This is a genomic window from Pseudobdellovibrionaceae bacterium, assembly GCA_015163855.1.
Taxonomy (GTDB): domain Bacteria; phylum Bdellovibrionota; class Bdellovibrionia; order Bdellovibrionales; family UBA1609; genus JAAOIH01.
The window spans coordinates 36,597-49,323 of the sequence record JAAOIK010000027.1; the positions used below are offsets into that span (position 1 = coordinate 36,597).

At 31.9% G+C, this 12,727-nt stretch carries 11 protein-coding genes and 1 tRNA gene; 5 read left to right on the forward strand and 7 right to left on the reverse strand.

The window, feature by feature from the left end; all coding sequences use genetic code 11:
• Positions 1 to 11: 11 nt before the first annotated feature.
• The 4 genes from HAW63_03410 to HAW63_03425 all read right to left on the reverse strand — a co-directional run bounded on the left by HAW63_03410 (position 12) and on the right by HAW63_03425 (position 4,554).
• Positions 12 to 314 (reverse strand): integration host factor subunit alpha, encoded by a 303-nt coding sequence (locus HAW63_03410; protein MBE8163016.1) that lies wholly within the window; start codon positions 312 to 314, stop codon positions 12 to 14.
• Positions 315 to 426: 112 nt separating this feature from the next.
• Positions 427 to 2,853, reverse strand: coding sequence for a phenylalanine--tRNA ligase subunit beta (locus HAW63_03415; GenBank protein ID MBE8163017.1), 2,427 nt, complete (start codon positions 2,851 to 2,853; stop codon positions 427 to 429).
• Positions 2,854 to 2,886: 33 nt separating this feature from the next.
• The gene (gene pheS, locus HAW63_03420) at positions 2,887 to 3,927 is read right to left on the reverse strand and encodes a phenylalanine--tRNA ligase subunit alpha (protein MBE8163018.1); all 1,041 of its coding nucleotides are present in this window, start codon (positions 3,925 to 3,927) and stop codon (positions 2,887 to 2,889) included.
• Between the two features lie 45 nt (positions 3,928 to 3,972).
• Positions 3,973 to 4,554: a TlpA family protein disulfide reductase gene (locus HAW63_03425; protein ID MBE8163019.1), complete on the reverse strand. Its 582-nt coding sequence runs from the start codon at positions 4,552 to 4,554 to the stop codon at positions 3,973 to 3,975.
• 136 nt (positions 4,555 to 4,690) lie between these two features.
• Here HAW63_03425 and HAW63_03430 point away from each other — a divergent pair, with 136 nt between their 5' ends.
• Positions 4,691 to 6,388 carry a polysaccharide deacetylase family protein gene (locus HAW63_03430; protein ID MBE8163020.1) on the forward strand — a complete coding sequence of 566 codons (1,698 nt, stop codon included), beginning with the start codon at positions 4,691 to 4,693 and terminating at the stop codon, positions 6,386 to 6,388.
• Positions 6,389 to 6,391: 3 nt separating this feature from the next.
• Positions 6,392 to 6,916: an orotate phosphoribosyltransferase gene (gene pyrE / locus HAW63_03435; protein ID MBE8163021.1), complete on the forward strand. Its 525-nt coding sequence runs from the start codon at positions 6,392 to 6,394 to the stop codon at positions 6,914 to 6,916.
• A gap of 9 nt (positions 6,917 to 6,925) precedes the next feature.
• Here the strand turns inward: pyrE and dacB are convergent, their stop codons facing one another.
• From dacB to HAW63_03450, 3 genes are all read right to left on the reverse strand, one after another.
• Positions 6,926 to 8,392, reverse strand: a complete 1,467-nt coding sequence (gene dacB, locus HAW63_03440; protein MBE8163022.1) for a D-alanyl-D-alanine carboxypeptidase/D-alanyl-D-alanine-endopeptidase — start codon at positions 8,390 to 8,392, stop codon at positions 6,926 to 6,928.
• A tRNA-Leu gene (locus HAW63_03445) sits at positions 8,344 to 8,430 on the reverse strand. The genes dacB and HAW63_03445 overlap by 49 nt, the downstream gene beginning before the upstream one ends.
• Before the next feature lie 3 nt (positions 8,431 to 8,433).
• Positions 8,434 to 9,441, reverse strand: a complete 1,008-nt coding sequence (locus HAW63_03450) for a hypothetical protein (GenBank protein ID MBE8163023.1) — start codon at positions 9,439 to 9,441, stop codon at positions 8,434 to 8,436.
• A gap of 114 nt (positions 9,442 to 9,555) precedes the next feature.
• On the opposite strand from HAW63_03450, the gene mreC reads away from it, so the two are divergent.
• The 3 genes from mreC to mrdA all read left to right on the forward strand — a co-directional run.
• A complete protein-coding gene (gene mreC / locus HAW63_03455; protein MBE8163024.1) occupies positions 9,556 to 10,377 on the forward strand; it encodes a rod shape-determining protein MreC in 822 nt (273 codons plus the stop codon).
• 1 nt (position 10,378) lies between these two features.
• Positions 10,379 to 10,915: a hypothetical protein gene (locus tag HAW63_03460; protein ID MBE8163025.1), complete on the forward strand. Its 537-nt coding sequence runs from the start codon at positions 10,379 to 10,381 to the stop codon at positions 10,913 to 10,915.
• A 2-nt stretch (positions 10,916 to 10,917) separates the two neighbouring features.
• Positions 10,918 to 12,727, forward strand: a 1,810-nt coding sequence (mrdA, locus tag HAW63_03465) for a penicillin-binding protein 2 (GenBank protein ID MBE8163026.1), incomplete at its 3' end; no start/stop codon positions are given.

Here is a 12,727-nt window from a genome sequence, read left to right on the forward strand (position 1 = left end):
TGCTTTGTAACTTACTTGTTGTTTAAATTGCCTTTAAAAACTTGGCTAGGTTTAAAACCAATAACCCTTCTGGCTTTAATGGCTATTTTTTCTCCTGTTTGAGGATTTCTTCCCATTCTTTCTTTTTTTTGATTTACCACAAAGTTTCCAAAACCAGAAATTTTAACATCCTCGCCATCACATAACGATGTTTTCATTAAAGAAAAAAATAACTCTACAAAATCGGTAGCATCTTTTTTAGAAAATCCAATTTTATTATAAACCTGTTCTACAATGTCGGCTTTTGTAATAGTAAGCTCTTCAGAAGAATTCATTATAAACACCTTTGTTATACATTAATCTTAACAAAGGCTTGAATATATTCAATATTTTTAAAAAGTCTGGCCTTAGGTAAGGCCTCCCACATAAGCCTTATAAGGTAAAAAACTAACTAGAAGGAACTGTGACACCTAATTTTTCTGATAAATTTTTAAAAATATTGCTTTGAAGCAATTGTAAATCTGCCTCTGAGTAAGTTTTTTCTGCATTTTGCACAACTAGTCGAAAAGTAATAGAGATTTCTTCTTTATCTTTAGGTTCGTAAATATCCAAAACACTGCAAGAAACGCAATCTTTTCCCGCTACTTTTTTTATTAACTGAAGAACCTCTTCGGACAATAAAGTTTTAGGGCACAGTACAGATAAATCTCTAGTTACTGCTGGGTATTTTCCTGCTAAGGCTGTGGAGTTACACAAACTTAAAGTAGAATTAAACCACTCGGTATTAAATTCGGCCAAGGCCACATTTAAACGCAGTTTGTGTTTTTGTAAAAGTAAAGGATGTAGCTCGCCTAAGTAACCCACCAACTTACCTTTTACCTGCAAGGCTATGGATCGCTTTGGATGTAAAAAATCCGGACAAAAATTAGGCTCTTTTATTACCCTCCACTTAAAAGGAATGTTTAAAGATTTTAATACAGCCTCTACCCTTCCTTTTAATGCAAATACTAATGGCGTTTTAGACTTATCCCATAAAGTTTCTTTATTTCCCCAAGATACAAAGCTAAGAAAAAATTGCTCATTATAAGCCTCTTCTTCTTTGTTAAAAACAGTTCCTAATTCAAATAAATTTCCCCATTTTTGGTTATGATTATAATTATATATTAAATTTTGAAATAAGCCTGGTAATAAACTTAATCGCATAACATCCCAATCGGCACTTAAGGGATTTAACACAGGAATGGCTTGCCTTCCCATATAAGTGCTATATTTTTTTAAATCTTTTTCTTCTCCTAAAAAATCTTTTTGAAAAGTGGAATGAATAAAGTGGTGGTTAATCGCTTGTAACAAGCCAGCATTTTTACATAAATCCATTAAATGTTTATTTTTTAAATACTGCTTAGTATGCGGGCTAGATTCGCCAGAAAAAGAAGGCAATTGTTCTGGAATTTTATCATAACCATTTAAGCGAGCATATTCTTCTAATAAATCCACAGGCTGACTTAAATCTTTTCTAAAACAAGGAGGTGTTACTTCGCGACTTTTTGAATCAGAAACATTTAGCTGGCAACCTAAAGCTGTAATCCATTTATCAAAATCTTTCATACTAACTTCATAGCCCAATTTATCTTCTAAAAACTCTTGTGTGATTTTTATTTTTTCTTCTGTAACTGCTGGAGGTGCGTGATAAAATATTTTCTGCTGCACTTCTCCCTGTGCTAAATCTTCAACCAACTCGCAAGCTCTATTAAGAGCTTGTAGCAAAATAGACGAATCGGCCCCTTTAGAAAAGCGATCCGAAGAGTCTGTTTGTATTCCAAAAGTTTTGGCTGTTTTTCTAATTGCCGAGGGTTCAAAATACGCCGATTCAATAAAAATATCTTGTGTATCAAAAGTAACTCCCGAATCTAAACCTCCAATAATACCAGCCAAAGCTACTGGAGCAGACTCGTTAGCAATAACTAATTCCCCCCCCTCAAACACAAGAGTTTTGTTGTCTAAGCTAACTAGCTTTTCCTCTTTTTTAGCTAGACGAATATTTATTCCTTGATTTACTTTTTGCAAATTAAAAGCATGTAAAGGTTGTCCTAGCTCCCACATAATAAAATTAGTAATATCAACAATGTTGTTAATAGAGTTAACTCCCACAGAAGCCAGGCGTTGCTTAAGCCATTTAGGGCTTTCTGCAACTTTAACATTTTTAATAATGCAACCCGAATAGCCTATATTGGTATTTTGTTTTTCTACTTGAATGGAAAAAGCAGAAAAGGTCGACTTAAGAGTTTTAACAGGAAAAGTTTTTTTTAAAGGTTTGTCTAACACACAAGATAATTCTCTAGCAATACCAAAATGACTTAAACAGTCGGTACGGTTGGGCGTAATATTAATATCAAATATAGTGTCATTTAAGTTTTTGTATTCACTCCAACATTGCCCCTCTTGCAAACCTTCGCTTGGTAAAAGCAAAATGCCTTCCATAGTTTTGCTTAATCCCAATTCTTCTTCGGAACATAACATACCACAACTTAATTCTCCTCTTAATTTGCTTTTTTTAATAAGAAAATCTCCAGGTAAATTAGCACCTGGCAAAGCCGCCACAACCCAATCCCCTTCTTTATGGTTTTTTGCTCCACAAACAATGGGCACAGTGTCTTTGCCAACCTTAACTTGGCAAAGACTCAGTCGGTCGGCATTAGGGTGAGCTTGCTTTTTTATAATTTTAGCAATAACCACATGGTCCCATATTTTTTTTTGATCCTGAATACCTTCTACTTCTAAACCTACATTGGTTAGCTTTTTTCCCAACTCTTCTGGTTGAGATTGAAAAGAAGTAATATCAATATATTCGGTTAACCAATTAAAAGAAATTTTCATTATCTACCTAAGTTTTATTTTTTGTATTTTCCTTTATTTAAATTGAGATAAAAAACGAATGTCATTTTGACTAAAATAGCGAATGCTTTTAATTCCATATTTTAAAATAGCCATTCTTTCTAGCCCAAAACCAAAAGCATAAGCTTGCCAATCCCCTTTGCCTTGATTCACATTAGATAATTTTAATACTTTAGGGTTTACTAAACCACAGCCTCCAATTTCAATCCAACCCGTCTGCCCACATAAAGAACAGCCTTTGCCCATGCAAGAAGAACACTGGCAATCCACTTCTACGGAAGGTTCTGTAAAAGGAAAAAAGCTAGGTCGAAATCGCGTTTTTAACTCTTTATTAAAAAAGGCTTTTACAAAAAAAGAAACCGTGCCTTTTAAATGGGCCATGGATACTTTTTTATCCACAAACAAGCCTTCAATTTGATAAAAATTAGGCGAATGCGAAATGTCACTATCCGAACGAAATACCGCTCCCAAACCAATCACCCTTAAAGGCGCTGCCTCGGTCTCTAAGGTGTGAACTTGTATGGGGCTAGTGTGTGTTCGCAAAACATGCTGTTTATCAATATAAAAAGTATCTTGCATATCACGGGAGGGGTGATCTTTAGGAATATTTAAAGCTTCAAAATTATAATAATCTTCTTCAATTAATTTTCCAGTACGAACCGAAAAGCCCATCTTAGAAAATATATCGACAATAGCTTCGCTCACTTTCTGTATAGGGTGCAAGGCCCCACTTTCTACCTCTTTACCCGGCAGACTCATGTCTAAATAATCTTGCTCTAACTTTTTATTTAAATCGATTAAATCTAATTGTTTTTTATGTTGTAAATAGACCTCTTCTAAAGATTTTTTTTTTATATTAATTAAATTACCAAATTTAGGCTTATCCTCATTAGATAACTTAGCCATGCACCCCATCAACAAAGATAGCTTTCCTTTTTTTCCTAAAACCTCTACCTTTAAATCATATAAATCTTTACTAGAAGAAGCGCCCTTAAAGGCCTTTAAAGATTCTTCATGAATAGCTTCTATTTGTTGTGATAAATCAGAAAATTTCATACTCTAAGAGTAACTCTCCATAGCTTTAGAATCAACTACATAATTTTATAATGCGCTTTTTATTAAATTCTGCGCTTTTCCATTTAGCCATTTTTTACTACCTATAATCTTTGTTACTATTTTTAAATTTTTATCTAAAATTAAAGTTTCTGGCAATTTAATGATTTTAAATATTCCCTGTGTGATTTTAGAGTTCTTATCCCAAACGCCATAAACAAAAGGAAAGCTTTTGGGGTAGTTTTTTTGAAAGCCTTTTAAAAAAGAAATGGCCCTAGCCTTATTAAAATCATTAGAAATGGCTATGAGCACCACTTTTCCTTTAAATCTATTCACTAATTTTAAGATGGCAGGAAACTCTTCTTTACAAGGATCGCACCAAGAAGCCCAAAAGTTAATTATAATCACTTTGCCTTTAAAATCGGTTACTTTAAAAGACTTTCCTTTTAAAGAAGTAAAACGCAAAGTGTTTAAATTAGAAAATAACTGCTGTTTATAAAGCTTATCTCTAGATAAAGGTCTTACCTTACTGGAGTTAGGAACTACCCATTTTAAAGCTAGTACTCCTGCGGAGTCTAAACCCAATATTCCAATAAGCACAAATAAAAATAATACTATAATTTTAAACATAAAAAGAACCTCTACTTTAATCAAGAAAAGGTCAATAAATTACTACTACAGCTTACAAACCAAAGTCTTTCACCCACAATAAAAGTAATCAAAATACTCAGTAACAAAGCCCAAATAACGAAAAAAGGATAAACCCATGAAAAGCATTCTTGTTTTTAATGTACTAACTTATGTACTAAGCACTAGCCTTATAAATATGTTTTTAATACCCTCCCAAAGTCAGGCAAAAAGCATTGCTCCCCATAGTGTAGTTTTTTTACAATATCACAGAGTGGGAGAAGAACATATTCGCAAAAAATCCACAGGACGAGTGTGGACTAATATACAAGAATTTCAATTTTTAAATCATTTAAACTATATGGATGGAAAAAACCTTAGCGTTAATACTTTTAAGCGAGACACTTACTGCAATAGTATAGAATCTAAATATAGTAATGAAAAAAATACACAAGAAGAAAAAGTAAAAAATATTCATTACCGAGAAAAAAAGCGCACGGCCTATTTAGCCAAAAAGCAAAAACAAAATAAAAAACCAGGTACTGCTTGGAAAAGCTGCGTAATAAAACAAGATACAAAATTGTATAAAAAACCTAATTTTGCATTTTCTGTTATTCCTATGGAAAAAGCTATTTCTCACCTTGTGAATAAAGAAAATTTTAACTCCAATTCTGTTGTTATTACTGTAGATGACCCCTACCGTTCTTTTTATACTTATGGCTTTCCCCATTTAAAAAAAAGAAACCTTCCTTTTACTTTTTTTATTAATACCGACATTATCGATACAAATAATCATAAGCCTGTTGCCGAAAAAAAATTAGGAATTTTAACATGGAATGAGTTACGAACAATTACCGAATACAAAGGCACCACTATTGGCTGCCACACTGCCGACCATGCCCACATGATTGAGCACTCTATAGAGAAAAATTTTTTAACTGTCCTTAAATGTATGACTAGAATCAAAGAAGAATTGGGAGTAAGCCCTCGTACATTTTCTTACCCTTATGGCGAAAGCACAGTGGCTTTAAGAACAATGCTTTCCACTTTTTCTGTAGAAGATATTGAAATCATGAGTGATAAATACAACAGCATTAAAACTTTTGTAAACAAAACCCTTCAAAAACATTCTGCAGATTTTTTTAATGACTTTAAAGTAGATGCGGCTTTTGGACAACACTCCTCTCCTGCATCGTTTATTCCAAAATCTGCTAATATAAAACCTTCTTTTTTAAAATCTAGCTCTTCTGATTTATATAATTTACCGCGTTTTGCTTTAAATGAAAAGTATGGAGCTATGAATTCTTTTGTAGATAAAGTGTCTAGTTTAGGTATGCCCATCATAGATGTTAAATTTAATAATTTACAAGAAGATAATATATTTTTACAAAAATCGGAAGAAACGGCTCTTAAAGAAATACAATTTTCTATAGTTAGAAATATTATTAAATATTCTTACCTAAATGCTTGTTATGTTTGGAACAAAGCCTTTCTTATAAAAGACAAAGAACTTCCCCCTTTATCTAGAAAAATTTTTGATGATAAAATTTCTTTCAAAATAGCTATTGATAAAATATATAATCGATCTAGAAGAGAGCGAATTAATTGCACCTTTGCAAGAAAAGATAATAGGTTTTATTGGTTTGGACTACAGTTAAGCAAATATTACAAAAGAGAAAACCGAAACCATAAACCTAACCTGTTACCTGAATATCTATTAACTAAATTTAATGCATTTAAACGCAGCATTGCTAGCCAAAAAATAAATAATAAAAAATTATGGATCAACACACCTAGCCTGAAACAGCGATTTCATAACAACAATCCCCTTAAATAAAAAATGACTAAAGAAGATTTAAAAAAAAATATTTATAAAACTTCTCACTTAACCGGAAAGTTTTTGCTTCGCTCAGGGCAATACTCTTCAGAATATTTTGACAAGTATCGTTTTGAATCTAATCCAACGCTTTTACAAGCTATAGCTAAGGAATTAAAACATTTAATTCCCCCAGAAACAAAAATTTTAGCAGGATTAGAAATGGGCGCCATCCCTATTGCCACCGCCCTTGCCATAGAGTTAAATTTACCTTGCGTATTTGTGCGCAAACACAGTAAAAAATATGGCACTAACAAAGTCGTAGAAGGCATAGAGGTAAAAGGTAAAAATGTTTGCATTATTGAAGATATCATCACCACAGGAGGCCAGGTTTTACTCAGTTTAGACGATCTGCGAAACGCAGGCGCAACAGTCAACACTGTTGTTTGTGTAATTAATCGAAGCCCCTTTAGTATACAAAAATTTATCGATAAAAACTTGCAGATAAAAAATCTTTTTGAAAAAAAAGATTTTGATGCTTTGGCATAATTTTTAAAATTATTTAGTAACTAATAATTGAAGAAACTTTCTTCTCCAATTTAATGCTTTTAAAGTATCTTTAGCTTTGCCATTAAACATCCAAACTACTAATAATTGTTCTTTTTTTCCCGCTTGAACAAAACCCGCAAAAGTAACAACAGAATTTAACAAACCCGTTTTTCCTCTAATAACTTGATTAGACTGGCTAAAATTATAGCTTTTTAAAGTTCCATCTATGCCCGCTATAGAAAAAGCACTTAATAGCTCGGGGGCGTAAGTGTGATTTTTTATATATTTTAATAAGCTTAAAATAGTATTAGCCTTTAATTGATTTTTTCTAGATAAACCCGAAGGGTTAAAAAAATAAGCACTTTGTTTAGGCTTTCCTATTTTTTGAAAAATATCTTTTATTCTAAGATTATAATTATAAAATTGTGAACTTAACATATCTGCAATATAATTATTAGAAAACTTTAACATATCTGCAATTATTAAAGGAAGAGGCTTACTTTTTATTTCTGCTAGTTTTTTATACTCCCATAAGTCTATGGTATTAAAATTTTTAATTTTAACCTTGCCTTTAACAACAATTCCTCGCTTTTTTAAAAAAACACGCAAATAACTACCCAACCAACGCTCGGGGTTAATTATGCTTTTATAAGCTACAAAAGCTTTAGCCTTAATACCAATTTTCCCCTTAATAATTAGTATATTTTTTTTCTTTTCAACAAGTCTTTTAATTTGAATATTAGCTTTGCTACCAGCTACACTTTGCACATTATTTCGGATTTCTAAAAATGGAGACTTATAGGGGTCAATAATAATGTTCGCTTTTTTTCCAATGGTCGATGCCCTTACCTTAACAGTAACACTATTCCAATTAAAAGAACTTGGTGCAATTAATGCCTCATAAGCTCTATCTCCCTTAGGAGGTTTATTGGCATTTTGAATTTTCGATTTAAATGATTTTTTAAAGATAACAAGGTCGCCCTTAATTACAGAAATATTAGAGTGAGAAAAAACTCTAACTAAATTCCACATGGATTCAGAAACAAAAACAGGGTCTCCTCCCCCATTAAAATAAAGACTTCCGTTTAGTTGCTTGTTTTTAATTTTACTTTGCTTTTTTACCAACAAAGAACTGGTAAATTTTTTTTTAATTCCCCACTCCTCCACTGCAGCCAAAGCAATAACTATTTTATTTAAAGAGGCTGGAACAAAATAAGTATTTCCGTTATGACTTAACTTAAAGCCTTTAATGGGGTTGTGTGCCTTGATAGAAAAAGATAACTGAGCAGGATTAATTTTATTTTTCTTTATAAATTTTTTAATTTTTTGATTTAAACTGTTTTTACTCCAATAAAAACCAGGATTTGGTAAATTAATAAATTCTGCGCGAGCTATAATAGTGCTGAATAAAAAAAATAAAATTAAAGTGGTACGGATAGGGAGACTTGAACTCCCATGGTGTTGCCACCGGTGGATTTTGAATCCACTACGTCTACCAATTCCGCCATATCCGCACATTATAATTTTATTAAATTTTTATTAGTATAAATGTTTAAATTTTTACTATAGTTTTGAAACCAAGATTGCATAGCCACCTGTTGCCTTTGACGAGCAAACCACTGACTTATAATACCAAAAGAAGCTTTGTTTTTTGCTTTGGCTTTTTTTACCGCTTTTACATAAATTAAATAATACGCTCCTTTGTGAAAAGCTAGTGTATTTACAAATTGTCCCGGTTTTGTTTTTAAAATATTTGTATAAACCATTTTATTTTGCCCCAATATAGGTAAATAAGAGCTTTGCAAAGAAACCTTGGCAGATTTCACAGGCTTTAGTTTATTCTTTTTTTTCCAGCTATTAATACTAGCAACCTTGGTTGTAGTTAATAATTGTTTTATTTTTTTAATTTTTTTATCAAAAGCTTTTTTTAAAGCTTTTTTGTTTTTACTAGGCTTTTTTAGTTCAAAAAAATCTAAGTGAACTTCGGCATTTAATACAGAATTTTTTAATTTTTCCTCTAGGTCTACCATTTGAGTAGCTTGCTCTATCCATCCAACAAAGTCTTGATAAACAATGGATTTTTCTATTTGTGACTCAAAGCTGTCTGGAGTTTGCCCAATCGACTTTAGCAAAGACTCATAACGCGTACGCCTAAACTGACCATTCTCTGAAAAAGCCGGTGTAGAAACCACTTGGTCAATAATGGCCTCAGAAGCAATATAAAACCTCGAATTTGCTAAAGAGACATAAATCACATTTAGCTGTAACAACTCATTTAATAGCTGTTGTTTTAGGCGTGCCTCTAATAATCTCCGTTCCTTAGCCGTTTTGCCTCTAGGCGCTGACTGTCTTCTACTAGCTGAACGAACCATCTTATCAAAACTAAGCGTACTGATCACTTCATTATTAACCGACAAAGCCACTCCTCGCCCACGATCTCCTCCAAAAAAGGAAGGCGTTAAGCCAAAAAAGGCAAAGGCTAAAACAATAATACCAGAAATAAGCATAAAAATAATTTTTTTCATAAAGGCACCCTCAAGGATTACTTGAATTTTTACTAACCTTTGGTATTTTAAACAATAAGCGCTTTATAATGCAAGAACTTTCAAAGTAAAACTCATATATATTTAAAGAAATCTATGCCTTCTATTGTTAAAAGTAAAATCACCCTATTTAGCTTAGTCTTAATCGTAGGGCTTAGCCTGTATAATTACCAAAAACACTTTCAATCCCTACTAAACAACACGACATATCATTTTAGCAACGCTTCTGCTATTTTGCCTAGTATCTTATACCAAGCCCCAATAGGAATATATGAGGCCATTAAAAAATACACTTTGCTATTATCTATCAAAGAAAATAATAAAAAACTAATTATAGAAAATCAAAAATTAGTTATTCGATTACAAAATAAATTAGAGCTACAAAAAGAAAATCAACGCTTAAAAGCTTTGTTAAATTTAAAAATTATAAAAGAATCTAAATTAATAGTGGCCAAAGTAATTAGTGTTGATATTTTTGATCACTTTTTATCCATTACTGTCAGCAAAGGGTCGGCAGACGGCGTAGAAAAACTGCAAGGAGCCTTAAGCCCCGAAGGGGTTGTGGGAATGGTAAGAAATGTTTACAAACACACCTCACAAATTATTTTATTACTGTCTAATCAAATATCTATAGATAGTATTAATCAAAGATCTAGAGTGCGCACTTTAATTACAGGATATAAAAACGGTTTTTATACATTTATTGACCCTCAAGAAAACCTATTATCTTCTAAAGAAATTCAAGAAGGAGATTTATTTATTAGTTCGGGCTTGCAAAAAAACTTTCCTGAAGGCTTGCCTATTGGAAGAATTTTTAAAATTACAAAAGCCCCGTTAAATAAACAACTCCAAGTACTTATAAAACCCGCTGTCTCTTTTAATACTTTAGAAGAAGTATTTATTGTAAAAAAACCTTAATATGTATTACTTAAAAGCCTACCTTTCTATTGGCCTTGTTTTATACGCATGCCTTAGCTTGCAAGTGACTTTATGGTTTTATCTTTTTCCCTTTGCCCCCTCCCCTCAAATATGGATTAGTTTTATAGTATACGCAGCACTTTATACTAACAAAACCACGGTAACTATTGTGTCTTTGTTTGCTAGCCTTTTATTATCCTCTTATACTCTTTTTAAAGGCTTTCCTCTTTTTTTTAGCCTGTGCAGTTGTGGATATATTATTTTTTATATTAAAGAAACTCTTTTTACCTCTAGTATAAAAACATTTTTTGTATTTTCTTTGTTAAGCTTTATTGCCATACAAATGCTTTACTCTACTTACACGGGAAAAAGCTTTAGCGCTAGCATTCAAAAAAGCTTTACGGTGTTTAATATCTATAGCAGTTTACTTACTGCTGTTATTAGCTTGTTGTTTTTTTATTTCTTTCGCAAAAAAAAAATATTTTCAAAAATTTCTAACCCCTCCACCCCCTCTAGTAAACATATAGGTTGGGTATAAAAATGACTGCTAATATAAAGGATTGGATTTATAAATATAAAAATTTTTCTCTTTATTTAAAAATAGGTTTACTACTTTTAACTGCAAGGCTTTTTTATTTACAAATTATAAAAGGCTCTGACTTTAAATTTTTTTCTGACTCTAATTATATTAAAGTTCAAAGTATTGCTCCAACAAGAGGCTTGCTACTAGATAGAAATCGAAAAATACTGGTTAAAAATTTATCGGCTTATCAAGTCGAGCTTAGCTCTTTTAATAAAAATAATAATAAAGAAAGTTTAAAAGCACTTAGTGCAATTATAAACATTCCTGTACAAAAAATTAAAAAAGCAATTATCTCTTATAAAAAAAATCAATCTAGATATCAAAACATACCCATAAAAGATCATCTGAATTTAACAGAAATTTATAATATTCAAAAATTAGCACTTAGCTATCCTAATATTATATTAAACCAGCACCCTTATAGACACTCACTAATACAAGACAGTGCTTCGCAATTATTTGGATTAGTACGAAAAAGTTCTAATAAAAAACATTTATCTAATGATCAAGTTGGCCAAAGTGGTTTAGAAAAAATTTGGAATACCATACTTTTTGGAAAAAAAGGATATAATATGGTAGAGGTGGATTCTAAAGGTAGGCAAGTGCGATCGAAATTTAGTTCTTTTGATCTTAAAAAAGAGACGGTTATACCTGGCGATAATATCGTATTAACCTTAGATAAAGATGTACAAGAGGTTGCTTTTAAAAGCTTTAACAGAAAAGACGCCATTGGGCCAAGGTCTGGAGCTTTAATTGCTATGAAAACTAATGGAGAAATTATTGCTTGGGTTAGCTCCCCTTCTTATGACAATAATCTATTTTCTAAAAAAATTAAAAATGATTTATGGAAAGCATTGTCTGAAAATCCAGGAAAACCTTTAATTAATAAAGTCGTGCAAAACCACTACTCTCCTGGGTCTACATTTAAACCCATTGTTGCCTTGGCCGCATTAGAAAAAGGAATTATCACCAAAGACACCTTATTAGATGCTCCCTCTACCTTAAAGTTTGGCAATCGCCTTTTTCATAATCACTCTAAAATTAATCAAGGAAAAATTAATCTTGCAACTGCCCTAGAAACTTCTAATAATATATTTTTTTACAAACTGGGTATTGATTTAGGAATAGATAATATTGCCTATTATGCCAGAAAATTAGGCTTAGGAGCAAAAACCAATATTGCTCTTCCTTATGAAAAAACAGGACTAATTCCTGATCCAAAATGGAAAATTAAAAAAATTAATGAACCTTGGCAAAAAGGAGAAGATTTAGTGCATGCTATTGGGCAAGGCTACACTTTAACCACTCCCTTACAAATGCTAATTAGTTATAATACTATTGCAACCGAAGGGCTTGTAGTAAAACCATTTTTAGTAAAAAGTATTATCAATAATCAAGGAAAAGTAATTAAACAATTTTCACCCACAACAAAAAAAAATCTTATAGAAGAAGGTTTTAAAAAAGAAAATTTTAAAATAATTAAGCAAGGTTTATTTCAAGTGACTAACAACAAAAGAGGAACGGCACATTGGTGGAAATTAAAAAAGTATAAATTTTCTGGAAAAACAGGAACTGTTCAACTTCGTTCTTTTTCTAAAAAAAATATTTATACCAATTGTCCAAAGCTGCCTTTAAACCAAAGGCATCATGGCTGGTTCATAGGTTTTGCCCCCGCAGAAAACCCTGTAATTACTGTGGCTGTATTAACAGAACACTCCTGCCATGGGTCAACAGGAAGCGCTCCCCTAGCTCGAGATGTAATGCAAG